26 protein-coding genes are annotated in these 24,754 nt (G+C 72.1%); 5 read left to right on the top strand and 21 right to left on the bottom strand.

All coding sequences use genetic code 11. The features are described 5' to 3' along the window. Nucleotides 1-44 precede the first annotated feature (44 nt). The 4 genes from AC3X7Z_RS17560 to AC3X7Z_RS17545 form a co-directional block, all read right to left on the bottom strand. The gene (locus tag AC3X7Z_RS17560; protein ID WP_489976743.1) at nucleotides 45-1,079 is read right to left on the bottom strand and encodes an ABC transporter permease; all 1,035 of its coding nucleotides are present in this window, start codon (nucleotides 1,077-1,079) and stop codon (nucleotides 45-47) included. A gap of 172 nt (nucleotides 1,080-1,251) precedes the next feature. Continuing rightward, nucleotides 1,252-3,045, bottom strand: coding sequence for an aspartate--tRNA ligase (gene aspS / locus AC3X7Z_RS17555; protein WP_186341145.1), 1,794 nt, complete (start codon nucleotides 3,043-3,045; stop codon nucleotides 1,252-1,254). Continuing rightward, nucleotides 3,042-4,427, bottom strand: coding sequence for a histidine--tRNA ligase (gene hisS / locus AC3X7Z_RS17550; protein ID WP_489976742.1), 1,386 nt, complete (start codon nucleotides 4,425-4,427; stop codon nucleotides 3,042-3,044). Before hisS ends, aspS begins: the two co-directional genes overlap by 4 nt. Then, a complete protein-coding gene (locus AC3X7Z_RS17545) occupies nucleotides 4,424-5,110 on the bottom strand; it encodes an MBL fold metallo-hydrolase (protein ID WP_186341143.1) in 687 nt (228 codons plus the stop codon). The genes hisS and AC3X7Z_RS17545 overlap by 4 nt, the downstream gene beginning before the upstream one ends. 93 nt (nucleotides 5,111-5,203) lie before the next feature. On the opposite strand from AC3X7Z_RS17545, the gene AC3X7Z_RS17540 reads away from it, so the two are divergent. After that, nucleotides 5,204-6,466, top strand: a complete 1,263-nt coding sequence (locus AC3X7Z_RS17540) for a DUF349 domain-containing protein (RefSeq protein ID WP_206054376.1) — start codon at nucleotides 5,204-5,206, stop codon at nucleotides 6,464-6,466. A 46-nt stretch (nucleotides 6,467-6,512) separates the two neighbouring features. Here AC3X7Z_RS17540 and AC3X7Z_RS17535 read toward each other — a convergent pair whose 3' ends face one another. From AC3X7Z_RS17535 to pdxT, 8 genes are all read right to left on the bottom strand, one after another. Continuing rightward, a complete protein-coding gene (locus AC3X7Z_RS17535) occupies nucleotides 6,513-8,801 on the bottom strand; it encodes a RelA/SpoT family protein (RefSeq protein WP_241005114.1) in 2,289 nt (762 codons plus the stop codon). A gap of 56 nt (nucleotides 8,802-8,857) precedes the next feature. Further along, nucleotides 8,858-9,406 carry an adenine phosphoribosyltransferase gene (locus AC3X7Z_RS17530; RefSeq protein ID WP_186341142.1) on the bottom strand — a complete coding sequence of 183 codons (549 nt, stop codon included), beginning with the start codon at nucleotides 9,404-9,406 and terminating at the stop codon, nucleotides 8,858-8,860. Next, complete coding sequence (yajC, locus tag AC3X7Z_RS17525; protein WP_241005115.1) at nucleotides 9,399-9,695, bottom strand: preprotein translocase subunit YajC; 297 nt, start codon at nucleotides 9,693-9,695, stop codon at nucleotides 9,399-9,401. Before yajC ends, AC3X7Z_RS17530 begins: the two co-directional genes overlap by 8 nt. A 67-nt stretch (nucleotides 9,696-9,762) precedes the next feature. Then, nucleotides 9,763-10,887 (bottom strand): Holliday junction branch migration DNA helicase RuvB, encoded by a 1,125-nt coding sequence (gene ruvB, locus AC3X7Z_RS17520; protein ID WP_489976741.1) that lies wholly within the window; start codon nucleotides 10,885-10,887, stop codon nucleotides 9,763-9,765. A 4-nt stretch (nucleotides 10,888-10,891) separates the two neighbouring features. Beyond that, nucleotides 10,892-11,491, bottom strand: coding sequence for a Holliday junction branch migration protein RuvA (gene ruvA, locus AC3X7Z_RS17515; protein WP_186341141.1), 600 nt, complete (start codon nucleotides 11,489-11,491; stop codon nucleotides 10,892-10,894). Continuing rightward, nucleotides 11,488-12,072: a crossover junction endodeoxyribonuclease RuvC gene (gene ruvC, locus AC3X7Z_RS17510; RefSeq protein WP_186341140.1), complete on the bottom strand. Its 585-nt coding sequence runs from the start codon at nucleotides 12,070-12,072 to the stop codon at nucleotides 11,488-11,490. Before ruvC ends, ruvA begins: the two co-directional genes overlap by 4 nt. A gap of 113 nt (nucleotides 12,073-12,185) precedes the next feature. Then, nucleotides 12,186-12,959, bottom strand: coding sequence for a YebC/PmpR family DNA-binding transcriptional regulator (locus tag AC3X7Z_RS17505; protein WP_186341139.1), 774 nt, complete (start codon nucleotides 12,957-12,959; stop codon nucleotides 12,186-12,188). Nucleotides 12,960-12,995: 36 nt separating this feature from the next. Continuing rightward, nucleotides 12,996-13,592 carry a pyridoxal 5'-phosphate synthase glutaminase subunit PdxT gene (pdxT, locus tag AC3X7Z_RS17500; RefSeq protein WP_489976740.1) on the bottom strand — a complete coding sequence of 199 codons (597 nt, stop codon included), beginning with the start codon at nucleotides 13,590-13,592 and terminating at the stop codon, nucleotides 12,996-12,998. 56 nt (nucleotides 13,593-13,648) lie between these two features. Here pdxT and AC3X7Z_RS17495 point away from each other — a divergent pair, with 56 nt between their 5' ends. Together AC3X7Z_RS17495 and AC3X7Z_RS17490 are read left to right on the top strand one after the other, a co-directional pair. After that, nucleotides 13,649-14,527 carry a helix-turn-helix domain-containing protein gene (locus AC3X7Z_RS17495; protein ID WP_489976739.1) on the top strand — a complete coding sequence of 293 codons (879 nt, stop codon included), beginning with the start codon at nucleotides 13,649-13,651 and terminating at the stop codon, nucleotides 14,525-14,527. Continuing rightward, nucleotides 14,524-14,922 carry a VOC family protein gene (locus AC3X7Z_RS17490; RefSeq protein ID WP_489976738.1) on the top strand — a complete coding sequence of 133 codons (399 nt, stop codon included), beginning with the start codon at nucleotides 14,524-14,526 and terminating at the stop codon, nucleotides 14,920-14,922. The genes AC3X7Z_RS17495 and AC3X7Z_RS17490 overlap by 4 nt, the downstream gene beginning before the upstream one ends. Before the next feature lie 18 nt (nucleotides 14,923-14,940). On the opposite strand, the gene pdxS is transcribed toward AC3X7Z_RS17490, so the two are convergent. The 5 genes from pdxS to AC3X7Z_RS17465 form a co-directional block, all read right to left on the bottom strand. After that, complete coding sequence (pdxS, locus tag AC3X7Z_RS17485) at nucleotides 14,941-15,852, bottom strand: pyridoxal 5'-phosphate synthase lyase subunit PdxS (RefSeq protein WP_489976737.1); 912 nt, start codon at nucleotides 15,850-15,852, stop codon at nucleotides 14,941-14,943. 65 nt (nucleotides 15,853-15,917) lie between these two features. Further along, entirely contained in the window at nucleotides 15,918-16,538 is a 621-nt protein-coding gene (pgsA, locus tag AC3X7Z_RS17480) for a phosphatidylinositol phosphate synthase (protein ID WP_186341134.1), read from the bottom strand. A 26-nt stretch (nucleotides 16,539-16,564) separates the two neighbouring features. Next, nucleotides 16,565-17,254, bottom strand: a complete 690-nt coding sequence (locus AC3X7Z_RS17475) for a class I SAM-dependent methyltransferase (protein ID WP_489976736.1) — start codon at nucleotides 17,252-17,254, stop codon at nucleotides 16,565-16,567. Between the two features lie 19 nt (nucleotides 17,255-17,273). Continuing rightward, nucleotides 17,274-18,047, bottom strand: coding sequence for an inositol monophosphatase family protein (locus AC3X7Z_RS17470; protein ID WP_186341132.1), 774 nt, complete (start codon nucleotides 18,045-18,047; stop codon nucleotides 17,274-17,276). A 34-nt stretch (nucleotides 18,048-18,081) separates the two neighbouring features. Next, nucleotides 18,082-18,591, bottom strand: a complete 510-nt coding sequence (locus AC3X7Z_RS17465) for an HIT family protein (RefSeq protein ID WP_489976735.1) — start codon at nucleotides 18,589-18,591, stop codon at nucleotides 18,082-18,084. A gap of 23 nt (nucleotides 18,592-18,614) precedes the next feature. Here AC3X7Z_RS17465 and AC3X7Z_RS17460 point away from each other — a divergent pair, with 23 nt between their 5' ends. Then, nucleotides 18,615-19,148 carry a GNAT family N-acetyltransferase gene (locus tag AC3X7Z_RS17460; protein WP_186341130.1) on the top strand — a complete coding sequence of 178 codons (534 nt, stop codon included), beginning with the start codon at nucleotides 18,615-18,617 and terminating at the stop codon, nucleotides 19,146-19,148. Nucleotides 19,149-19,169: 21 nt separating this feature from the next. After that, nucleotides 19,170-19,745 carry a hypothetical protein gene (locus tag AC3X7Z_RS17455; protein ID WP_186341129.1) on the top strand — a complete coding sequence of 192 codons (576 nt, stop codon included), beginning with the start codon at nucleotides 19,170-19,172 and terminating at the stop codon, nucleotides 19,743-19,745. A gap of 30 nt (nucleotides 19,746-19,775) precedes the next feature. On the opposite strand, the gene AC3X7Z_RS17450 is transcribed toward AC3X7Z_RS17455, so the two are convergent. The 4 genes from AC3X7Z_RS17450 to thrS all read right to left on the bottom strand — a co-directional run bounded on the left by AC3X7Z_RS17450 (nucleotide 19,776) and on the right by thrS (nucleotide 24,721). Next, a complete protein-coding gene (locus tag AC3X7Z_RS17450; protein WP_489976734.1) occupies nucleotides 19,776-20,726 on the bottom strand; it encodes a phosphotransferase enzyme family protein in 951 nt (316 codons plus the stop codon). Further along, nucleotides 20,663-21,229, bottom strand: coding sequence for a ribonuclease FAU-1 family protein (locus AC3X7Z_RS17445; RefSeq protein WP_489976733.1), 567 nt, complete (start codon nucleotides 21,227-21,229; stop codon nucleotides 20,663-20,665). Before AC3X7Z_RS17445 ends, AC3X7Z_RS17450 begins: the two co-directional genes overlap by 64 nt. 320 nt (nucleotides 21,230-21,549) lie before the next feature. Continuing rightward, the gene (locus tag AC3X7Z_RS17440; RefSeq protein ID WP_489976732.1) at nucleotides 21,550-22,710 is read right to left on the bottom strand and encodes a MalY/PatB family protein; all 1,161 of its coding nucleotides are present in this window, start codon (nucleotides 22,708-22,710) and stop codon (nucleotides 21,550-21,552) included. A gap of 7 nt (nucleotides 22,711-22,717) precedes the next feature. After that, a complete protein-coding gene (gene thrS, locus AC3X7Z_RS17435; protein WP_489976731.1) occupies nucleotides 22,718-24,721 on the bottom strand; it encodes a threonine--tRNA ligase in 2,004 nt (667 codons plus the stop codon). Nucleotides 24,722-24,754 lie beyond the last annotated feature (33 nt).

The following is a 24,754-nucleotide window of genomic DNA, read 5'->3' as shown; positions in this document are numbered from 1 at the left end:
ACGGCGTCATCGGCGACGTGCACAACCTGGGGTCGAGCCGTGGCTCAACGACGGGTCTTGGGGTCGAGGGCGTCGCGGACCGCGTCGCCCAAGAGATTGAGGGAGAGCACCAGCGCGACGATGCCGAGCAGCGGCTGCCACAGGTACTGCGGGTACTCCCGGAAGTAGGTCGGCGTGGCCGCCTTGAGGATCGTCTGGCCCCACGAGACACCGTCGGTGACGCCGATGCCGAGGAACGCCAGTCCGGCTTCGAGCGCCACGAAGGACGGCAGCATCAGCGACACGCTGATGATGATGGGCGCCGCCAGGTTGGGCAGCAGCTCCTTGAACAGCACCCGCGAGGTCGGCATGCCCACCACCCGGGCGGCCTGCACGAACTCGCGCTCACGGAGCGCGAGGACCTCACCGCGGATCAGGCGAGCCGTGCCCATCCAGCCGAACATGGCCAGCACGCACACCAGGCTGAACTTCTGGATCGTCGCGTAGTCCTCGGAGGTGTTGAACCGGTCGTTGAGGATCGGGGCGAGGGTCAGCGCGGCGAGCAGGAACGGGACCGTCAGGAACATGTCGATGAAGAACGACAGGACCTTGTCGACCGTGCCGCCGAGGAAGCCGGCCACGAGCCCGACGATCACGCCGAGCGTGCTGGCGATCAGCGTCGCGACCGTCGCGATCATCAGCGAGATCCGGCACCCGTGCAGCCAGTAGGCGAGGTTGTCCTCGCCGGTGCGGGGGGCCACGCCCATCGGGTGGTCCCAGGTGAACGGACCGTTGGGCGGGCCCATCTCCGGCTTGGGCATGCCGTTGTTGAGGCCGTCGACGCGCTCGCTGGCCAGCGGCGTGACGAGGTCGACGCCGAAGATGTTGGTGATCGTGCCGGCGAACACGGCGCAGATGATGAAGAACAGCACCACCACCGCGCACACGACGGCGATCTTGTCGCGAGCCAACCGACCGAGCGCGATGCGCAGGGGCGACTTCCCGGAGATCTCCTTGGCCTTGGGGCTGTTGGGGTCCTGGTGCTCCGGATCGGAGTTCAGGATGCCCAGCGTCTCGGGCCCTGCGATCTCTGCCGACATGCTCTCCCCATCTGGTTCGGGACTGGCCGGCGCAGCCCGGGGTCTCCCGAGGGCTGCGCCGAGCGCGACTCTATGTGACGTCCGTGGTGGGCACGGTCACCGACGGGTAACGATCCCGTTACGACGCGGTGCACCGGGGTCGCCGCCAGGACACGGCAAACCCTTCGAAGGATCAACCGGCGGGCGGGACGTCCTTCGCGGGGACGGCGTCCACACCGGCTTCCTTGCGCTGCTCCGGGGTGATCGGAGCGGGCGCGGCGGTGAGGGGGTCGAAGCCGCCGCCTGACTTGGGGAAGGCGATCACGTCGCGGATGGAGTCGGTGCCCGCGAGCAGCGCCACGATCCGGTCCATCCCGACGGCGATGCCGCCGTGCGGGGGTGCGCCGTACTTGAACGCGTCGAGCAGGAACCCGAACTTCTCCTGCGCCTCGTCGTCGGTGAGGCCCATCACGGCGAAGACGCGCCTCTGCACGTCGCCGCGGTGGATACGGATCGACCCGCCGCCGAGCTCGTTGCCGTTGCAGACGACGTCGTAGGCGTAGGCCAGGGCATTGCCGGGGTCGGTGTCGAAGGTGTCCATGAACTCCGGCTTGGGGCTCGTGAACGCGTGGTGCACGGCCGTCCACGCGCCCGCGCCCACGGCCACGTCGCCGCTGGCCACCGCCTCCGAGCTGGGCTCGAACAGCGGGGCGTCGACGACCCACGTGAACGCGAACGTGGAGTCGTCGAGCATGCCGGCGCGGCGCCCGATCTCGAGGCGGGCGGCACCGAGCAGCGCGCGGCTGCTCTTGGCCGGGCCGGCGGCGAAGAAGACGCAGTCGCCCGGCTCGGCGCCGACGTGGGCCGCGAGGCCGTCGCGCTCGGCGTCGGTGAGGTTCTTGGCCACCGGGCCGCCGAGGGTGCCGTCCTCCCCGATCGTGACGTAGGCCAGGCCCTTGGCGCCGCGCTGCTTGGCCCACTCCTGCCACGCGTCGAACTGCCGACGCGGCTGGCTGCCGCCGCCCGGCATCACGACCGCGCCGACGTAGGGCGCCTGGAACACCCGGAACTGGGTGTCGGAGAAGTAGTCGGTGCAGTCGACGAGCTCGAGGCCCATCCGGAGGTCGGGCTTGTCGGAGCCGTAGCGGGCCATCGCCTCGGCGTACGTCATCCGGGGCAGCGGCCGCTCGATGGTGTGGCCGGCCTGCGCCCACATCGCCTCCAGGACGTCCTCCATCAGCGTGATGACGTCCTCCTGGTCCACGAAGCTCATCTCGATGTCGAGCTGGGTGAACTCGGGCTGGCGGTCGGCGCGGAAGTCCTCGTCGCGGTAGCAGCGCGCGATCTGGTAGTAGCGCTCCATGCCGCCGACCATGAGCAGCTGCTTGAACAGCTGCGGGCTCTGCGGCAGGGCGTACCAACTGCCGGGCGCCAGGCGCGCGGGCACCAGGAAGTCGCGAGCGCCCTCGGGGGTGGACCGCGTCAGCGTGGGCGTCTCCACCTCCACGAAGTCGCGCGCGTCGAGCACGTCGCGCGCCGCCTTGTTGATCTTGCTGCGCAGCCGCAGCGCGGCGTTGGGGCCAGAGCGGCGCAGGTCGAGGTAGCGGTGCTTGAGGCGGGCCTCCTCGCCGACCTCGCCGCCCTTGTGACCGGACGCGTCGTCGACGGGGAACGGCAGCGGGTCGGAGGCGGAGAGCACCTCGACCTCGGTCGCGACGACCTCGATCTCGCCGGTCGCGAGGTTGGGGTTCTGGTTGCCCTCCTTGCGGGCCACGACCTCGCCGACCACCTTGATGCAGTACTCGCTGCGGAGGCTGTGGGCGACCTCCTCGTCGCGCACGACCACCTGCACGACTCCGCTGCGCTCGCGCAGGTCGAGGAACGCGACGCCGCCGTGATCGCGCCGCCGCGCCACCCATCCGGCGAGGGTGACGGTCTGGCCGACGTTGTCGGCGCGCAGGGCGCCGGCGTCATGGGTGCGGATCACTGGATCTCCTCTGATGACTCACTGGTGGTGCTGCCGGGGGTGTTGCTGGGAACGATGGTGCTGACGACGGCGGGCCGCAGGTCGGCCTCGGGCGGGCTCCAGGCCGCGGGATCGGCCTCGACCTGCTCACCGCTGCGGATGTCCTTGACCTGGTGGGTCCCGTCGGCCTGGACGAACCACACGTAGGGGATGCCGCGGCGCTCGGCGAAGCGGATCTGCTTGCCGAACCGGGCCGGAGCCGGGGCGACCTCACAGGCGATGTCGCGCGCCCGGAGAGCGGCCGCGACCGCCGTGCTGGCGCCACGCTCGTCCTCGGTGTTGAGGGCGACGAGCACCGCGCTGGGCACCGGTCGGCTCCCGGACAGCACGCCGTCGGCGATGAGCGGGACGAGGGTGCGCGAGACGCCGAACGAGACGCCGACGCCGGGGTAGGTCGTGCGGCCGTCGCTGGCGAGCGCGTCGTAGCGCCCTCCCCCGCCGACGGACTTGAGCCGCTCGTAGCCCGCCATGAAGATCTCCACGACGGTGCCGGTGTAGTAGTCGAGGCCGCGGGCGATGCGCAGGTTGGCCTCCACCCCGACCCGGTCGCCGGCAACCGCGCGGCAGCCCTCGACGACCGCCGCGAGCTCCTCGAGGCCCTGGTCGAGCAGGTCGTCGGTGACGCCGAGGGACCGGACCCGCTCGACGAACGAGGTGTCCTCGACGCGGATCGTGGCCAGCTCGAGGCAGCGCCGCGCCTGCTCGGGGGTGGCCCCGACGCGCTCGACGAGGAGGGTGGCCACCTCGTCGGCGGGGAGCTTGTCGAGCTTGTCGATCACCCGGATGGCGTCCGTCACGTCGTCGATGCCGAGACCGCGGTAGAAGCCCTGGATCAGCTTGCGGTTGTTGAACTGGAACGACACCCGCGGGATGGGCAGCCGGCCGAGGGCGTCGACCATCACCGCCATCACCTCGACGTCGTGGTGGAACGGCAGCTCGTCGCGGCCGACGATGTCGACGTCGGCCTGGGTGAACTGGCGGTAGCGGCCCTCCTGGGGTCGCTCGCCCCGCCAGGCCGGCTGCACCTGGTAGCGCCGGAAGGGGAACTCGAGGTGGCCGGCGTGCTCGAGCACGTAGCGCGCGAAAGGCACGGTCAGGTCGAAGTGGAGGCCGAGGTCGGCCTTGGCGCCGGGCTCGGCGGCGAGGCGTTGGAGGACGTAGATCTCCTTGTCCACCTCGCCGCCCTTGGCCAGCCGGTCGATCGGCTCGACGACCCGCGTCTCGATGTTGGCGAAGCCGTGCAGCTCGAAGGTGCGCGACACCGAGGCGACCACCTCGCGCTCGACGGCGCGCTGCGCAGGCAGCAGCTCGGGGAACCCGCTCAGCGGGGCGATCTTGCTCATCGCACGTCCTGGACCAGGTCTCGGAGGAAGGGGTTGGTGGCGCGCTCGCGCCCGATCGACGTCTGCTCGCCGTGCCCGGGCAGCACCACGATGTCGTCGGCCAGCGGGAGCACCTTGTCGGTGAGGCTGCGCAGCATCGTCGCGTGGTCGCCGCCGGGCAGGTCGGTGCGCCCGATCGAGCCGGCGAAGAGCAGGTCGCCGGAGAACATCAGCTCCGAGACGTCCTGCTGCGCGTAGGGGGTGCGGAACGTGACCGACCCCTCGGTGTGCCCCGGCGTGTGGTCGACGACGAACCGCAGTCCCGCGAGCTCGAGCTCGGCCAGGTCGGTGAGCTCGCGCACGTCGTCGGGCTCGGCCCACGAGTAGTCGCCGCCGAGGAGCATCTGGGTGGTCTCGGGGCTCATCCCGGCCATCGGGTCGGAGAGCAGGTGGCGGTCGGCCGGGTGGATCCACGCCGTCGCGTCGTAGCTGCCGGCCACGGGAGCGACGCACCACATGTGGTCGACGTGGCCGTGCGTGACGAGCACGCTGACCGGCTTGAGCCGGTGCTCGCGGACGACCTGGTCGACCCCTGCCGCGGAGTCCTTGCCCGGATCGATGACCACGCACTCCGACCCGGGACCGGCTGCCACGACGTAGCAGTTGGTCCCCCAGGGTCCGGCGGGGAAGCCGGCGATGAACACGGGCGTCAGTCCTTGCTAGTCGTCTTGCCAGTCGTCTGCTTGTCGGTGGAAGCCTACCGAGGGCCCTCGGGGCCATGACTACGATGGGCGACCATGAGCTCCGACAAGCAGTCCCGAGACGACTCGGCCCCGGTTGACATGCCCTGGGGTCGGGTGGCCGAGGACGGCACCGTCTATGTCCGCACCGCCGATGGCGAGCGCCCCGTGGGGTCCTACGAGGCCGGCACGGCCGAGGAGGCGCTGGAGTTCTTCACCAAGCGCTTCGACGAGCTCGAGGGCAAGGTGCACCTGCTCGAGCAGCGGGTCGCCACGGGCCGGCTGGCCCCCGAGGAGGCGAGCTCGTCGGTGAAGGCCCTGCGCGAGCAGGTGGTCGACGCCCACGCGGTCGGGGACCTGGTCGCGCTCGCGGCCCGGCTCGACGCGCTGGCGCCGGTCATCGCCGTTCAGCGCTCGGCCCGCAAGGAGGAGCGCGCGCAGAAGGCCGCCGAGTCGAAGGCCGCCAAGGAGGAGCTCGTCGCCGAGGCCGAGCGGCTCGCCGAGGGCACCGACTGGCGCAACGGCGCCAACCGGTTGCGCGACCTGCTGGCGACGTGGAAGGAGCTCCCGCGGCTCGATCGCGCCACCGACGACGCGCTGTGGCGGCGCTTCTCCACCGCCCGCACCACCTACACCCGCCACCGCAAGGCGCACTTCGCCGAGGAGCACGAGCGCCGCGACTCCGCCCGCGTCGTGAAGGAGCGGCTCGTCAAGGAGGCCGAGGCCCTCGCGTCGTCGACGGAGTGGGGCCCGACCGCCGGCAAGTACCGCGACCTGATGCGCGAGTGGAAGGCCGCCGGACCGGCGCCGCGCGACGTCGACGACAAGCTCTGGCAGCGCTTCCGCGGGGCCCAGGACACCTTCTTCGGCGCCCGCGACGCCGCCAACGCCGCTCTCGACCAGGAGTTCGCGGCCAACGCCGAGGTCAAGGAGGCCATCCTCGTCGAGGCCGAGGCCCTGGTGCCCGTCACCGACCTCGAGGCGACCAAGAAGACGTTCCGTGAGCTCGCCGACCGGTGGGACGCCGCCGGCAAGGTCCCCCGCGACCGGATGAAGGAGCTCGAGGGGCGCATGCGCAAGGTCGAGCAGGCGATCCGGGCCGTCGAGGACGAGCAGTGGAGCCGCAGCGACCCGGAGAAGTCCGCCCGCGCCGACGACATGATCGGCAAGCTCGAGGCCGGGATCGCCGAGGCGCAGGCGCGCCTCGACAAGGCTGCCGCCGCCGGCGACGATCGCAAGGTCAAGGACCTCCAGGGCGAGCTCGAGAGCAAGCAGGCGTTCCTCGAGATGGCCCGCCGGGCGGCGGCCGACTTCAGCTGAGCCCGGCCCGCCGCGGCTTCGCCCGGCGTCCCCGAGGGGCGCCGGGTCAGGCCGTGACGCGGTAGGCGTCGAACACGCCCGGCACGGCGCGCACGGCCCGCAGCACGCCGTCGAGGTGGGCGGCGTCGGCCATCTCGAAGGAGAACCGGCTCTTGGCGACCCGGTCGCGCGTGGTGGACAGCGTGGCGCTGAGGATGTTCACGTGCGCGTCGGAGAGCGCCATGGTGATGTCCGACAGCAGCCGGGCCCGGTCGAGCGCCTCGACCTGGATGTTGACCAGGAACGTCGACTGCGACGTCGGCGCCCACTCCACCTCGAGCACCCGCTCGGGCTGGCCGAGCAGGCTGGCGGCGTTGGTGCAGTCCTTGCGGTGCACCGAGACTCCCCCGCCTTTGGTGACGAAGCCGAGGATCGGGTCGGGTGGCACCGGGGTGCAGCACTTGGCCAGCTTGACCCACAGGTCGTCGACGCCCTTGACGATGACCCCGGAGTCGGCGGGTCCGCGCTTGGTGGCGGTGCGGGATCGGCCGGTGATGGTGACGCCCTCGGCGAGGTCCTCCTGGGCACCCTCGTCGCCACCGTGCAGGTCGATGACGCGGCGTACGACGGCCTGGGCGCTGAGGTTGCCCTCCCCCACCGCGGCGTAGAGGGCCGACACGTCGGCGTGGTGGAAGTGCTCGGCCACGAGCGCCAGCACGTCGTGGGTCATCAGCCGGTTGAGGGGCAGGCCCTCCTTGCGCATGAGCTTGGCGATCTGGTCCTTGCCGCGCTCGATCGCCTCGTCGCGCCGCTCCTTGGTGAACCACTGGCGGATCTTGGAGCGGGCGCGCGGCGACTGCACGAAGTTGAGCCAGTCGCGCGAGGGCCCGGACGTGGGCGACTTGGACGTGAACACCTCGACCACGTCGCCGTTGTCGAGGGTCGACTCCAGCGGCACGAGGCGACCGTTGACCCGCGAGCCGATCGTGTGGTGGCCGACCTCGGTGTGCACGGCGTAGGCGAAGTCGACCGGCGTGGCGCCCATCGGCAGCGCGATCACGTCGCCGCGGGGGGTGAAGACGTAGACCTGCTGCTGGTTCATCTCGAAGCGCAGCGACTCCAGGAACTCGCCCGGATCCTCCACCTCGCTCTGCCAGTCGAGGAGCTGGCGCAGCCAGGTGAGGTCGTCCTTGTCGCCGAGGCGGTCGGTGTCGACGCCCGCCTTGGAGTTCTCCTTGTACTTCCAGTGCGCGGCGACGCCGTACTCGGCGCGGCGGTGCTGCGCGAACGTGCGGATCTGCACCTCGACCGGCTTGCCCTGCGGGCCGATGACCGTCGTGTGGAGCGACTGGTACATGTTGAACTTCGGCATCGCGACGTAGTCCTTGAACCGCCCCAGCACCGGGTTCCAGCGCGAGTGGATGACGCCGAGCGCGCTGTAGCAGTCGCGGTCCTCGTCGACGAGGATCCGGATGCCGACGAGGTCGTAGATGTCGGAGAAGTCGCGGCCGCCGACGATCATCTTCTGGTAGATCGAGTAGTAGTGCTTGGGCCGGCCGGTCACCTTGGCGTTGATCCGCGCGGCCTTGAGGTCCTGCTCGATCTCCGCGACCACCTCGGCGAGGAACTGGTCGCGCGAGGGGGCCCGCTCGGCCACCATCCGGACGATCTCGTCGTAGATCTTCGGGTGGAGCGTGGCGAACGCCAGGTCCTCCAGCTCCCACTTGAGGGTGTTCATGCCGAGCCGGTGGGCCAGCGGGGCGTAGATGTCGAGGGTCTCGCGGCTCGAGCGCTCCTGCGAGGCCGCCGGGACGTAGCGCAGGGTGCGCATGTTGTGCAGCCGGTCGGCCAGCTTGATGACCAGCACGCGGATGTCGCGCGACATCGCCACGATCATCTTCCGGATGGTCTCGGCCTGCGCCGAGTCGCCGTACTGCACCTTGTCGAGCTTGGTGACACCGTCGACGAGCAGCGCCACCTCGTCGCCGAAGTCGGCGCGCAGCGCGTCGAGGGTGTAGGGCGTGTCCTCGACCGTGTCGTGGAGCAGCGCCGCGACCAGCGTCGGCTCGGTCATGCCGATGTCGGCGAGGATGGTGGTCACCGCGAGCGGGTGGGTGATGTAGGGGTCGCCGCTCTTGCGCATCTGGCCGGTGTGCCACTTGTCGGCCACCGCGTAGGCGCGCTCGAGGAGCGCCAGGTCTGCCTTGGGATGGTTGGCCCGCACGGCCCGGAACAACGGCTCGAGCACCGGGTTGGAGGACGGCGGCCGGGTGCCGACGCGGGCCAGGCGGGCGCGCATGCCGCGCGCGCTCGGGGACGCCTTCGCGTCGTGCGCCGGTGCCTGCTCCTCTGCCATTGGCCCAGTCTAGTGAGGGTGTCGGCGAGCGATGCGCGGGGACGGGACGGGCACGGTCAGATCGTGAGCAGCGTGGCGATCGGAAGGTCGCCGGTGACCGCGCGCGGGTCGAGGAAGGAGAGCTCCATCAGCACCGACACACCGGTCACCACGCCGCCGGCGGTCTCGACGAGCTCGCGCGTCGCGCGCGCGGTGCCGCCGGTGGCGAGCACGTCGTCGACGAGGAGCACGCGCTCCCCCGGCGCGATGGCGTCCTTGTGCAGCTCGAGGGTGGCCTCGCCGTACTCGAGCGAGTAGGAGACGGCGTGGGCCTCGCGCGGCAGCTTGCCCGCCTTGCGCACCGGGACGAAGCCGACGCCGAGCGCCAGCGCCACCGGGGCCGCGAGGATGAAGCCGCGGGCCTCCATGCCGACGACCTTGTCGACGACCACGCGGCCGCGCTCGTCACGACCGGCGGCCGCCAGCGCGGCGATGACCGCGGAGAACGCCTCGTGGTCGGCCAGGACGGGGGTGATGTCCTTGAAGGTCACCCCTTCCTCGGGCCAGTCCGCGACGTCGACGACGAGGCGCTCGAGCGCCTCCTTCGCCGTACGACGATCAGGCATCGTCGCGGGGGTCGGCGTCGGGCTGCTGCAGCGGCTCGTCGACCTTGGCGATCGCCGCGCGCACGACCTCGATCTGGGTGCCCGGGGCGATCTCGAGCCGGGCGCGGTCGTCGGTGAGCGAGACCACGGTGCCGAAGATGCCGGAGGACGTCATCACGCGCTGGCCGACCTCGATGCTCTGCTGCAGGCGCAGGACCTCCTTCTGGCGGCGCTGCTGCGGGCGGATCACCATGAACCAGAAGAGGGCCACGATGGCGACCAGGGGCAGAAGGGCAGCGACATCGTTCACGGTGGGGGTCTCCTCGGGGGGTCGGGTGCGTGAGCGCGTGGGAGTCTACGCGGGTCGCCCGGCGAGCTCACACGTCGTCGAAGAGGCCGGAGTCGAGGCCGGAGACGACGGTCGGGACGGCGGGCGGGGTGAGGCCGAGGTGCTGCCACGCGGCGGGCGTCGCGACCCGCCCTCGGGGGGTGCGGGCGAGCATGCCCAGCCGGACGAGGAAGGGCTCGGCCACCTCCTCGACGGTCTCGCGCTCCTCGCCGACCGCGACCGCGAGGGTGGAGACCCCCACCGGTCCCCCGCCGAACCGGCGGCAGAGCACGTCGAGCACGGCCCGGTCGAGCCGGTCGAGGCCGGACTCGTCGACCTCGAAGAGGTCGAGGGCCGCGTGGGCGACGGGCAGGCTCAGCACCCCGTCGGCCCGCACCTGGGCGTAGTCGCGGACCCGGCGCAGCAGGCGGTTGGCGATGCGGGGGGTGCCGCGCGAGCGTGACGCGATCTCGCTGGAGCCCTCGGGTGTGACGTGCACGCCGAGCAGCCCCGCGGAGCGGTGCACGATCCGGTCGAGCTCGTGGGGCTCGTAGAACTCGAGGTGGGCGGTGAAGCCGAACCGGTCGCGCAGGGGCCCCGGCAGCAGGCCGGCGCGGGTGGTGGCGCCGACGAGGGTGAACGGCGGGATCTCGAGCGGGATCGCGGTCGCACCCGGCCCCTTGCCGATGACGACGTCGACCCGGAAGTCCTCCATCGCCATGTAGAGCATCTCCTCGGCCGGGCGCGACATCCGGTGGATCTCGTCGACGAAGAGCACGTCGCCCTCGTTGAGCCCCGAGAGGATCGCCGCGAGGTCGCCGGCGTGGGTGATCGCCGGCCCGCTGGTGAGCCGCAGCGGCGTGCTCATCTCGGCGGCGATGATCATCGCGAGCGTGGTCTTGCCGAGCCCCGGCGGGCCGGACAGCAGCACGTGGTCGGGCGCCCGGCCGCGGCGGCGGGCGGCCTCGAGGACCAGCCCGAGCTGGTCGCGCACCCGCGCCTGCCCGACGACCTCGTCGAGCGTGCGGGGCCGCAACGCCGCCTCCACCGCGCGCTCGTCGCCGTCGGCGTCGGCGTCGGTGAGCCGCTGGAGGTGGCCCAGCTCGGCGTCGGTGAGCCGGAGCTCGTCGTTGAGGTCGCCGTGGAGGTCCTCGTCGGTGTCGTCCCAGTTCATCGGCTCAGGCCTTGCTCAGCGTGCGGAGCGCGGCGCGCAGCAGCGCGCCGACGTCGGGCTGGTCGCCGGCCTCGGGAGCCACGGCGTCGACCGCCTTCTCCGACTCCTTGGCCGACCAGCCGAGGCCGACGAGGCCCTGCTGGACCTGGTCGCGCCAGGCCTCCGTGGGCGGGGACGCCGCGGCCGGGTGGTGGGCCCCGACGGGAGGACCGATGCGGTCCTTGAGCTCGAGGATGATGCGCTGGGCGCCCTTCTGCCCGATGCCGGGGACCCGGGTGAGCGCCTTGACGTCCTCGGTGGTCACGGCCCGGCGCACCTCGTCGGGGCTCATCACGGCCACGATGGCCTGGGCGACCTTGGGCCCGACCCCCGAGGCGGTCTGGACGATCTCGAAGACCTGCTTCTCGTCGTCGTCGAGGAAGCCGAAGATCGTCAGGCTGTCCTCGCGGACGACCATGCTCGTGGGCAGCGTCGCGGGGCGCCCGACCCGCAGCGTCGCCAGCGTGCCGGGGGTGCACATCAGCTCGAGCCCCACGCCACCGACCTCGAGGACGGCGCTGGACAAGGTGACGGCGGCGACCTCGCCGCGGACGAAGGCGATCATCGGGTCCTCACGTGGGTGGTGCTCGGTGGGGTGCTGGTCGGGCTGGGGCGCCGCGGGGCTCGTTGCTGCGCTCGGGCCTGGGCGGCGGCGGCCTCGAGCCGGGTGCTGGCCGAGCCCCGCCAGACGTGGGTGATGGCCAGCGCGAGCGCGTCGGCGGCATCGGCCGGCTTGGGCAGCTCGGCCAGCCGGAGGATCCGCACCACCATCGCGCCCACCTGGGCCTTGTCGGCTCGGCCGTTGCCGGAGACGGCCGCCTTGACCTCGCTCGGGGTGTGCATCGCGATGGGCAGGCCGCGCCGGGCGGCGACGACGAGCGCGATGCCGCTGGCCTGGGCGGTGCCCATGATGGTGCTGGAGTCGGAGCGGGCGAAGACCCGCTCCACGGCGACGGCGTCGGGCCGGTGCTCCTCGATCCAGGCGTCGAGGCCCTTCTCGATGGTGACCAGCCGCTCGGCGATCGGCAGGGAGGAGCTGGTGCGGACCACCCCGACGTCGACCAGCGTCAGCGGCCGGCCGACGCTGCCGTCGACCACCCCGACGCCGCAGCGGGTGAGGCCGGGGTCGATGCCGAGCACGCGCACGAAGCTCCCCTTCCGCCGTCGGTCCGGCCACGTCGTCCGAACATGTGTTCGTGCGACCACGCTAACCCGCGGCGGCCGCGGGTCGTCGTACGACACGCGGCACGGCGCGGGGCTCAGGCGTCGGCGGTCTCGAGCTCGGCCATCACCTCGGCGGGGATGTCGACGTTGGTGAAGACGTCCTGCACGTCGTCGAGGTCCTCGAGCGCGTCGACGAGCCGCAGCACCTTGGTCGCCCCGTCGGCGTCGACGGGGATCTCGAGGCTGGGCACGAACTCCACGTCGGCGGAGTCGTAGTCGATGCCGGCGTCCTGCAGCGCCGTGCGGACCGCGACGACGTCGGTCGCCTCGCTCTGCACCTGGAACGCCTCGTCGAGGTCGTTGACCTCCTCCGCGCCCGCGTCGAGGGTCGCCTCGAGGACGTCGTCCTCGCTCACCTCGCGGTCGTCCTGCGACTTGGGCACCGTCACGACGCCCTTGCGGGTGAACAGCCGCGAGACCGACCCGGGGTCGGCCATGGTGCCGCCGTTGCGGGTGACCGCGGTGCGGACCTCCATCGCGGCGCGGTTCTTGTTGTCGGTGAGGCACTCGACGAGGAACGCGACGCCCTGCGGGCCGTAGACCTCGTAGGAGATGCCCTGGTAGTCGACCCCGCCCGACTCGGCGCCCGAGCCGCGCTTGACCGCGGAGTCGATGTTCTTGTTGGGGACCGAGCTCTTCTTCGCCTTCTGGATGGCGTCGTAGAGGGTCGGGTTGCCGGCGGGGTCGCCGCCGCCCTGCTTCGCCGCGACCTCGATGTTCTTGATCAGCTTGGCGAAGAGCTTGCCGCGCTTGGCGTCGATCGCGGCCTTCTTGTGCTTGGTCGTTGCCCACTTGGAGTGGCCTGACATGAGTCCCTCTATCCGTCGCTCGAGCCTGGGCGGTCGTCAGGCCGAGCGCACCAGGTCCACGAACATGCCGTGCACCCGGCCGTCGCCGCCGACCTCTGGGTGGAACGAGGTCGCCATCAGGGGGCCTTGACGGACCGCGACGATCCTACCCGCGGCCGGGCCGTCCTCCACCCGCCCCAGCACCTCGACGTCCTCGTCGACCGCCTCGACCCACGGCGCGCGGATGAAGATCGCCCGCACCGGGTCCGCCAGCCCGTCGAGGTGGAGGTCCTCCTCGAAGGAGTCGACCTGGCGACCGAAGGCGTTGCGGCGCACGGTGATGTGCAGCCCGCCGACGCTCTCCTGGCCCGCTGCCCCGTCCTCGATGCGGTCGGCGAGCAGGATCATCCCGGCGCAGGTCCCGAAGGTGGGCAGCCCTCCGCGGACGGCGTCGCGCAGCGGCTCGAGCAGCTCGAAGATCCTCGCGAGCTTGACCATCGTCGTGGACTCCCCGCCCGGGATCACGAGGCCGTCGCAGGCGGCGAGCTCGACCCGACGGCGTACGGCGACCGGGTCCGCGCCCGCGGCCCGCAGCACCTCGAGGTGCTCGCGCACGTCGCCCTGCAGGGCCAGCACGCCGATGGTCGGGTCCACGAGCGCCGATCCTAGGTCGCGGTGACGCCGCCCGCCGGTTGGGGCACACTCGCCCCATGGGCGGCGGGTGGGAGCAGGTTCCGGAGGCGCGAGTCCCCGCGCCCCTGCTCCCACACGTCACGTCGATGTACGGCTACGCGGCCAGCGGGCTGGCGCCGGGCGTGCACCGCGGACTCCCATCGGCCGCGCTCACGATGGTGCTGAGCCTCGACGAGCCGCTGCGCACCGCACCCACGGCGAAGGACTGGGGCGCCGGGGTGCGCGACGCGCAGTGGGTCAGCCTCGGCGGGCTGCACACCCGTCCGGCGATGGTCGAGCAGCCCGGCCGGTGGGCCGGGGTCCAGCTCACCCTCGATCCCGTGGGTGTGCGGCGGCTGCTGGGCGTCCCCGCGGCCGAGCTGCCCGTGGGCAGCTGGGACGCGCGCGACCTGTTCGGCGCCGAGGTCGACCGGGTGGTCGAGGAGATGCACGCGGCGCCCGACTGGAACGGGCGGTATGCCGCGGTCGCCGGCTTCCTGTCGCGCCGCATCCGCCGCACGCAGCGCGGCGCGGAGCCGCGCGACGCGTCCGCGGAGGTCCGCGAGGCGTGGCGGCTGCTCACCCGGCGGCGCCACCTCGCGGTGGCCGACGTGGCCGACGCCGTCGGCTACAGCCGCCGGCGGCTCCACCAGCTGATCACGGCCGAGACGGGCCACGGCCCGAAGACCGTGCAGCGGCTGGCCCGCTTCGACGCCGCCCGGCGCGCGGTGGTCGCGGCCGGGGCGTCGGGCTCCTCGCTCGCCCAGGTCGCTGCCCGCACCGGCTACTACGACCAGTCGCACCTGGTCCGCGACTTCAGGGAGTTCGCGGGCCTCGGGCCGTCGGCGTGGCTCGCCGCGGAGTTCCCAAATGTCCAAGGCGCACCACCCGGGGTCGCGGCAGCATCGCCGTCATGAGCGAACAGCACCCACCGACCGTGTGGCCCGCCCTGCAGGCCCACGACCCCGATGCCGTCATCCGCGCCCTCGTCGCCCTCGGGTTCGAGGAGACCGCGGCCTACCGCGACGAGGCGGGCGTCGTCCAGCACGCCCAGCTCGACTGGCCCGAGGGAGGCGGCGTGATGCTCGGCTGCCACAAGCCGGACGGCCCGTTCACGCAGCAGCCCGGCACCAGCGCGGCGTACGTCGTCGCGCCGGACGTCGACGCCGTGCACCGGCGCGCCGCCGAGGCGGGCCTCGAGCCCGGCGAGATCGTCGAGCAGGACTACGGCAGCCGTGAGTTCCGGGTCACCGACGCGGAGGGCAACCAGTGGTCGTTCGGCACCTACGCCGGCGAGCCGCGGCGAGGCTGAGCCCGCCGCGGTCCCGCGTCACCAGCCACGCTCGGCCAGGCGATGCGGCTGCGGGATCTCGTCGACGTTGATGCCGACCATCGCCTCGCCGAGCCCGCGCGAGACCTTGGCGACGACGTCGGGGTCGTCGTGGAACGTGGTGGCCTTGACGATCGCCTCGGCGCGCTGGGCCGGGTTGCCGGACTTGAAGATGCCCGAGCCCACGAACACGCCCTCGGCGCCGAGCTGCATCATCATCGCCGCGTCCGCCGGGGTGGCGATGCCGCCGGCGGTGAAGAGCACGACCGGCAGCTTGCCCGCCGCCGCGACCTCCTTGACCAGGTCGTAGGGCGCCTGCAGCTCCTTGGCCGCGACGTAGAGCTCGTCCTCGGACATGCCGTGCAGCCGGCGGAGCTCCCCGCCGATCGTGCGCATGTGCATGACCGCGTTGGACACGTCGCCCGTGCCCGCCTCGCCCTTGGAGCGGATCATCGCCGCGCCCTCGGTGATGCGGCGCAGCGCCTCGCCCAGGTTGGTCGCGCCGCACACGAACGGGACGGTGAAGGCCCACTTGTCGATGTGGTTGGCGTAGTCGGCCGGGGTGAGCACCTCGGACTCGTCGACGTAGTCGACGCCGAGCGACTGCAGCACCTGGGCCTCGGCGAAGTGGCCGATGCGGGCCTTGGCCATCACGGGGATCGAGACGGTCTCGATGATGGAGTCGATCATGTCGGGGTCGCTCATCCGCGACACCCCGCCCTGGGCGCGGATGTCGGCGGGCACCCGCTCCAGCGCCATCACCGCGACGGCGCCGGCGTCCTCGGCGATCCGGGCCTGCTCGGCGGTCACGACGTCCATGATCACGCCGCCCTTGAGCATCTCGGCCATGCCGCGCTTGACGCGGCTGGTGCCGTGCTCGATGGGGGTCTGGGACGAGGTGTGCTCAGCCATGCCTCGATCGTAGTGCCGCACCGCCCGGACGGGGGCATCGGCGTGAGACCTGGATCACACCGCGCTCAGGCCTGGGAGGCCGCCCGGTCGAGGGCCTGGCGGCGCACCACCCAGATGCGCTGGGCGACCGTCACCGAGCTCAGCGCCCCGAGCAGCGCGAGGCCCCACGCGAGCACCAGCGGCTGGTCGCTCAGCTCGGCGGCGATGGCGGCGATGCCCAGGACCACGAGCCGGTCGGCGCGCTCCATGATGCCCACGCGGGCGGTGAAGCCGAGCGACTCGGCCCTGGCCCGGGCGTAGGAGGTCGAGACGCCCGTGACGAGGCAGAAGAGGGCCATGGCGGCCCCGAACATCGAGTCGCCGGGTCCGGCGAAGTAGAGGATCACCGCGCCGAAGACCACGGCGTCGGCGATGCGGTCGAGCGTCGAGTCGAGGAACGCCCCGAACGCGCTCGCCCGCTCGCTCATCCTGGCCATCGTGCCGTCGAGCAGGTCGAAGAGCGCGAAGACCGTCACGACGAGCGCGGCGACGACCAGCTCGCCGCGCGGCGCGAACCACAGCGCGGCGGTGCAGGTCGCGACGGTGCCGACCAGCGTGACCGCGTCGGGGCTCACCCCCAGGCGCAGCAGCAGGCGGGCGATCGGCGAGATGATCGCGGTGACGAGGCCGCGGATGTGTTCGAGCATGGTGGCCGCAGGCTACCGGTACCGCCTCATACGGGCCGCGCGCGGAACGCGAAAGCCAGGTACGAGAGGTCGCCGACCGCCTTTGCCACGACCCGCGACGCGCGAGGAAAACGAGCGTTGCCCATGGCGACGACGGGGAAGAACTCCTCGACCTCGTAGCCGGCCGTGGCAAAGAGGTCGTGAGCGCTCGACCGGGTGAAGAAGCGCAGGTGCGTGCGGTCGAGCAGCCCGGAGTCGACATAGTCGAACCTCCCGCGTACGGCGAGGTCGAAGAGGAACGGCAGGTGGCGGATGTTGGGAAGCTCTCCCACGATCACGCCGCCCGGGTGGAGCCGCTCGCGGGTGACCCGAAGGGCGTGCCACGGGTCGGCCATGTGCTCGAGCACGTGGTTGAAGCTGACACAGTCGAAGGCACCGGGCACCTCCTTGAGCGCGTCCGGGTAGAAGCCGCACGCCACGCCGGTCAGCTTCTGGGCTGCCGCCGCTGCGTCGAGGTCGTGCGGTTCGATGCCCCAGACCTCCCGACCAGGGACGCGCGCTTTCAGCCCGGCACCGAAGGTGCCGTCGTTGCACCCGACGTCGAGGACCCGGCGGGCGGAGTCGGGCACCAGGTCGGCGACGTGGGCGCGCGACTCCGACCAGTAGGGCGAATCAACGCCCTGGAAGGTGCGCGCGACAGGACGCGCGTCATCAGGGCGGGTCGGGCGCTGTGTCATGGGGTGACCCTAGTGGCCATCACGCTGGACTGAGCAGCGCGGCGCGGACGTCCGCAACCGCGGCGGGTGCACCCGTCACCGTCCAGTCGACCCCCCCGGCGCGTAGGACGACCGCGTCCCCGCCCGCACCGCGGATGATCGCCGCGCCGGGCAGCCGGTCCCAGGCCGGGACCGAGTGCTGGAAGAGCACGTCCCACTGGCCGGACGCGATCGCGACCATGTCCATCGTCCCGGAGCCGAACATCCGCAGGGTGCCGACCTGCCCGAGCGCCCGGGTGAACGCCTCCCCCACCTCGGTGCCGAAGTAGGGCGGGTGGAGGTAGCTCGCGGCACACCGCGCCTCGGGCGGCGTGTCCGGGAGCGGGGCGAGGGCCGTGCCGTCGCAGGTGCTGGGCAGGGCCGGACCGCCGACCCAGGTGCGGAGCGTGGCGGCGTGGTGGACCGCGCCGAGCAGCACGTCGTCCTCGTCGTGCAGCGCGATCGCGGAGCACCACCAGTCGCTGCCCCGGGAGAAGTTGTAGGTGCCGTCGACCGGGTCGATCACCCAGGTCCGGCCCGAGGTGCCCGCTCGCGAGGCGCCCTCCTCCCCCACGATCGCGTCGTCGGGGCGCTCGGCGGCGAGCTGCTGCACGATCAGCCGCTCGGCCGCGGTGTCGGCCTGGGTGACGATGTCGGACCCGCTGGTCTTGCGCTCGACGTCGAGGCCCTCTGAGCGGATGCGCGCGGCGAGCAGCGCCGCCTCGCGGACCAGGTCGGCAGCGAGAGCGGCGTCGGCGCGCAGGCGGGTGGTCACCCGAGCGACACTACCGAGCGATGCGGGGCCGCGCTCAGGCTCCGGGCCAGGCGTCGGCGAGCAGTGCGCGGGTGTCCTCGAGCAGCTGGGGGAGCATCTTGGTGCCCCCGACGACGGTGATGAAGTTGGCGTCGCCGGTCCACCGCGGCACCACGTGCTGGTGCAGGTGCTCCGACAGCGAGCCGCCCGCGGACCGGCCGAGGTTGAGTCCGACGTTGAACGAGTCGGGCCGGCTCACCGCGCGCAGGGTGCGCAGCGCCTGCTGCGTCATCGTCATCAGCTCGGTCGCCTCCTCGGTCGTGAGGTCCGTGAGGTCGGCGACGTGGCGGTAGGGCAGCACCATCAGGTGGCCGGGGTTGTAGGGGTGCAGGTTGAGCACGACGTACGTCGACGCGCCGCGCGCGACGACCAGCGACTCGTCGTCGGGGTGCGACGGGATCGCGCAGAACGGGCAGCCGTCGTCGTCGACCGCCGTGCGGACGTACGCCATCCGGTGGGGCGTCCAGATCCGCTCGAGCCCGCCGCCACTCGTCCCACCAGTCATGGCAGCGATCCTAGGGTGGGCCCATGACGTCGATCCGACCGGCACGCGACGCCGACATGGGTGCCGTCGCGGACCTGTGGCACGAAGGGTGGCACGACGGACACGCGGGGCACGTGCCCGGCGGGCTGACTGCCGCGCGCACCCTCGCGGCCTTCCACGAGCGCACGCCGCCCAGGGTGGCGGACACGACGGTCGCGGTCGCCGACGACGGGTCGCTGCAGGGGTTCGTGATGGTCGTGGACGACGAGGTGGAGCAGCTCTTCGTCGCCCGGTCGGCGCGCGGCGCCGGGGTCGCGGAGGACCTCCTCGCCGAGGCCGAGCGCCAGGTGGCCGCCACCGGGCACGAGACCGCCTGGCTGGCGGTGGTGGTCGGCAACGTGCGGGCGCGCCGGTTCTACGAGCGCTGCGGGTGGGCGGACCGCGGCGACCTGCCCTACGAGGTGGCGGCCGGCGACCAGACGTTCGTCTCGCCGTGCCGGAGGTACGAGAAGCCCGTGCGCCGAACGCCCAGCGGTGCGGACTCCAACAGTGGGATAGTGCCTCGCACTCACCGCTGACCGAACCGGGGGAACACCACCATGACCACGTCCCGGACCACCAGGCTGCTGACCGCGCCGATCGCCTGCGTGCTCGCGATCGCCCTGGGCACCACCGCGCCGGCGTCCGCCTCGAGCACCACCAAGCAGGATCCCCGGAACGACGTCGTCCTCGGCGACGCGAACCGCGGCCTCGACCTGGCGGCCGTGCAGCTCAAGACCCAGCACCGCAAGAAGAGCATCCGCGTCACCTTCAAGCTGCACTCGCCGGTGTCCTCCGCCGCCACCCTGATGAAGCCGGGCGGCGTGGCAGTGGAGTTCATCAAGAACAAGCGGATCTGGCGCATCGTGCGGATCGCCACGACGGACGGGGTCCTGGGCAGTGACGTGTGCAGCTATGCCAGGAGCGGGGAGGTCATCGAGCCCTACGACTGCAGCACGCTGCCGGTCACCCAGGTCGATGCCACGACCTATCGCACCGTCGTCGAGCTCAGGCAGGTCAAGAAGGGCGCCAAGGTGCTGCAGTGGACGGCAGGGTCGATGGACTTCAGCGCCGGCACACCCGTGGTGGACTCGCTGACGGCCAAGGACCGCAGGCCGTTCCGCTGGCGGCTCTGACCTGGACCGACCTGTCGGGCACGGTGATGGCTAGGTAGCGACGCCGAGCGCGGCGAGGCGTCGCCGGGCGTCGGTGAGGCCCTTTTCGTTGTCGGCGCGGTCGACTCCCCCGGTGCGGTCGTCGGACGCCAGCCGGCCGGCGAAGTAGACGCCCTGCACGGCCTCTCGGAAGCGGCTGAACGCGTCGAGGTGGCGCATCTCCTCGGCGCGGAGTGGGCCGCTCGCCAGGTAGGTGCGCAGGAAGCGCGAGGCGTGCTCCCGGCCTCCGAGGTACATGACGGCGGACGCGACGTCGTAGAGGACAGGCCCCCGCCGCGCCCCCGCCCAGTCGACCAGGCCCGTGACGCCCGAGCGGTCGTCGTGGAGGAACGCCTCGGGTGCGGGGTCGGTGTGCAGAGTCGCCCAGGTCACGGTCAGGGCGTCGGTCTCGGCCCGCACCGCCTCGATGGCTGCCACGAGCCACGGATGAGCGGTCACGCCGGGCATCCGTGGGTCGAGCCAGTCCGTCGCGAAGGCGGCGGGGCTGGGCCCCGGCGCCGGGTCCGAGGCCGCGTGGACACCGGCGAGCGTGCTCGCGATCCACTCCTGCTCCTCGTCGGCCTCTCCGTCCAGCTCCCGGCCGGGCACGTGCCGGAGCAGCGCGAGCGGCGGGTCGGTCAGGATCATCCGGCCGTCACGGGTGGGGACCGGATGCCCGGTGACGAAGCCCGACCGGGCGAGCGTCGTCGCGACCTCTCCCCCGGTGGCCAGATCCGCTGCGGCTGCTCGTGACACCGCCTTGGCGACGTACGTCGAGCCCTCGTGCTCGACGAGCCAGGTCTCCGAGTTCATCCCACCCCCCAACGACGTGACCGCGGCGCCGCTCATGCCCCAGAAGGTCTCCAGCAGGTCGCTCGGGCTCGTCCCGCGGCGTCCGGTCACGACGGGCCGTCCGTGCCGCTGCTGGGGGCGGTGGGCGACCAGTCGGTCCAGGCGGACCACCAGTGCTCGTCGCGGTCGAGCGACGCTTCGACGTGCGCCGCCTCGGCGAGGACATCGAGGACCGTCTGCGGAGAGATGCGCCCCTCGACCCGCTGGTGGTGCAGGTCCGCCACGTCCTTCCAGCGCCGCTGGCCCGAGGCGTCCACGACGAGGTCCAGCCCGTAGTCGTCGGTGTCGATGTGCCCGGGGCCGCGTTTCAGCGGTGCCTCGAAGTTGATGTACCAGTGACGGAACGAGCCGTCGGGATCGAAGAACTTCCACACGCTGTAGAGGTCACCGGCTCGGTAGAGCTGGAGCACGATCGCACCACGCCACTCCGAGTGCATCGCCCACGGGTGCACCCCGAACGGGTGAGCCGGGAAGGTGAACGCCGAGCCCGGGTCGAGCCGGACGGCCAGCCGGTCCCCGTCGTCGTGCACCACGGTCACCGGCGAGGTGAGCCACGCTCGGCCGTGCAGCACTTCGCGTCGCTCGATGACCTGGCCGGTCCGGAAGGGAGGCATGGTCGGACCCTAGGGGACCGGACGTACCGGTGGCCCCGCCACCGGGCCGGTGGCCGGGTGTGGGACGGGGTCGTCGATCCGGTGGTGTTGAGGTCGACGACCGCCTTGATGGTGACCGTGGTGCTGGAGTCGGCACACCAGGCGCGGACGTGGTCGAGCGGGACCGGCCGCCGCCCGTCCTCCACCCGAGCAGCGCCACTAGGACAGTCCCGTCCCCGCTGGGACACCCGGATCCGGGTGGTTGAGCGGGGACGTGACCGCTTGAGCACCCCTCGTAGACCGTGGCGTGGGGCGGGGCGACGAGCCGTGACCTACGCGAGCTACGTCCAGGCCTTCGCCAGCCGCGCCACGATCTCGGTGAGCCGGTCGGGCGAGGTGGCGAAGTTGAGCCGCACGTGGCCGGTGGTGCCGGGGGCGTAGGACTCCCCTGCGCTGACCTGCACACGGCCACGCTCGAGGGCGACGGCGGCGGCGTCCGTGTGGCCGTAGGCGGACGCGTCGAGCCAGGCGAGGTAGGTCGCCTCGACGGGGCGCATCCGCACCTCGGGCAGGTGGGTGGCGAGCAGCTCGCCGAGCAGGGCGCGCTGCTGGTCGAGGCGATCGACGAGCGAGGCGAGCCACGGGTCGCCCAGGCCGTAGGCCGCCCGGGCGGCGATCGCCCCGAGCGGCGAGTGCGAGTCGTTGCGCGCCATCGGCTGGTCCGCGAGCAGGGAACGGTCGGCCGCGGACGGCACGACGAGCTGCGCGCACCGCAGCCCGGCGGTGTTGAACGCCTTCGACGCGGCCACCACGGCCACTGCGTGGTCGTGGGTGCCCTCGACCGACAGGTAGGAGACGTGCTCGGCGCCGGGCAGGACGAGCGGCGCGTGGATCTCGTCGCTCACCACCCGCGCCCCGTGGCGCACGACCACGTCGCGGATGCCCTCGAGCTCGGCGCGGGTGAAGACGCGGCCCCACGGGTTGTGGGGCTGGGTCAGCAGCAGCGTCCGGGCCCCCTCGGCGAAGAGGCGGTCGAGCCGATCGAGGTCGATCTCGGCCCGCTCGGCGGACGCGGGCACGTCGAGGCGCACCTCCTCGCGGCCCGTGACGCTCGCCAGCCCGAACTGCGCGTTGTAGCCCGGCGTCGGGAAGACGACGCCGCCGGGCCCGCTGAGCACGTCGAGCGCGAGCCGCACGCCCGCCGTCACGTCGACCACCGGGATCACCGCCTCGGGCTCCGGCGCCCAGCCGACGTGCCGCGCCGACCAGCCGGCGTACGCCTCGGCGAGGGCGTGGTCGAAGCCGTAGAGCGGGTAGCCGGTGATGCCGTCGGCGAGCGCCTGCTGCACCGCGCCGAGCACCACAGGGTCGACGGCGTAGTCCATCTCGGCGACCCACGCCGGGAGCACGTCGTCGGGCACGCCCCACTTGAGCGGCAGCGCGCGGCGCGCCTGCTCGTCGGTCAGGTCGACGACCGGGCGCCGCTCCCCCGCGTCCCCCACCCCGGGCTCAGACCTGCTCGCGCGAGGCCACCGCGGCCGCCACCCGCTCGATCGCCTCGGCCAACGGCACGCCGTTGTCCTGGCGGCCGTCGCGGTAGCGGAACGACACGGCGCCCGCCTCGACGTCGTTGTCGCCGGCGATCATCATGAACGGCACCTTGGCCAGCTGGGCGTTGCGGATCTTCTTCTGCATCCGGTCGTCGGAGTCGTCGACCTCGACCCGCAGCCCCTGCGCCTTCATCTGCCGCGCGATGTCGAACAGGTAGTCGTTGTGCCGCTCGGCGATCGGGATGCCCTGCACCTGGACGGGAGCCAGCCAGGGCGGGAACGCGCCGGCGTAGTGCTCGACGAGGACGCCGATGAACCGCTCGATCGAGCCGAACTTCGCCGAGTGGATCATCACCGGCTGCTGCCGGGTGCCGTCGGCGGCGACGTACTCGAGGTTGAAGCGGTCGACGGCCGGCTGGTTGAAGTCGTACTGGATCGTGGACATCTGCCAGGTGCGCCCGATCGCGTCCTTGGCCTGCACCGAGATCTTGGGGCCGTAGAAGGCGGCACCACCCGGGTCGGGCACGAGGTCGACGCCGAACTTGCGCGCGGCGGTCTCGAGCACCGACGTCGCGGTCTCCCACTGGTCGTCGGAGCCGATGAACTTGTCGGGCTTGGAGTCGTCGCGCGTCGACAGCTCGAAGTAGTAGTCGTCGAGCCCGAAGTCGCGCAGCAGGCCGGTGACGAAGGTCAGCAGGTGCTCGACCTCGGCGGGAGCCTGCTCCGGGGTGACGTAGGAGTGCGAGTCGTCCTGGGTCATCGCCCGCACGCGGGTCAGGCCGTGCACCACGCCGGACTTCTCGTAGCGGTAGACCGACCCGAACTCGAAGAACCGCAGCGGCAGCTCGCGGTAGGAGCGCTGCCGGGAGCGGTAGATGAGGTTGTGCATGGGGCAGTTCATCGCCTTGAGGCGGTATTCGGCGTGCTCCATCTCCATCGGCGGGAACATGGTGTCCGCGTAGTAGGGCAGGTGCCCGGAGGTGTGGAACAGCCCGTCCTTGCTGATGTGCGGGGTGCCGACGTAGTCGAAGCCCTCCTCGAGGTGCCGGCGGCGGACGTAGTCCTCCATCTCCCGCTTGATGACGCCACCCTTGGGGTGGAACACCGCCATGCCCGACCCGATCTCGTCGGGGAACGAGTAGAGGTCGAGCTCGCGACCGAGCTTGCGGTGGTCGCGGCGCTCGGCCTCCTCGAGGCGGTGCAGGTGCTCCTCGAGCGCCTCCTTGGTCTCCCAGGCGGTGCCGTAGATGCGCTGGAGCTGCTTGTTCTTCTCGTCGCCGCGCCAGTAGGCCGCCGCTGAGCGCATCAGCTTGAACGCCGGGATCCGCTTGGTCGTCGGCAGGTGCGGGCCGCGGCACAGGTCGGACCACGCGACGTCGCCGTTGCGCCGGACGTTGTCGTAGATGGTGAGCTCGCCGCCGCCGACCTCGACGCTGGCGCCCTCGCCGATCGACTCCGGGTCCTCGGCGCCCGCGCCGCCCTTGAGCCCGATCAGCTCGATCTTGTAGGGCTCGTCCTTGAGCTCGTCGAGCGCCTCGGCGTCGGTGGTCACCCGGCGCTCGAACCGCTGGCCCTCCTTGATGATCTTGCGCATCGCGGTCTCGATCTCGGCGAGGTCCTCGGGCACGAACGGGGTCTCGACGTCGAAGTCGTAGTAGAAGCCGTTGGTGATCGGCGGGCCGATCCCGAGCCGGGCCTCGGGCCAGATCTGCTGCACCGCCTGCGCCAGCACGTGGGCGGTCGAGTGGCGCAGGATGTCGCGACCGTCGGGGCTGTCGATCGCCACGCCCTCGACCTGGTCGCCGTCGACGAGCTCGTAGGCGAGGTCCTTGAGCGTGCCGTCGACGCGCGCGGCGATGACGTCGGCGTCGTCGCGGAACAGCTCCCACGCCTTGGTGCCGGTCGTGACCGTGGTCTCCGCACGCTGATCGGCGTGGACGCGGACGACCTTGATGTCGGGCACGAGAGCTCCTGGAAGAGGTGGGACGGGATGTCG

The organism is Nocardioides sp. Z24_21, from assembly GCF_058134345.1.
This window is presented reverse-complemented; position numbering and strand designations above follow the sequence as displayed.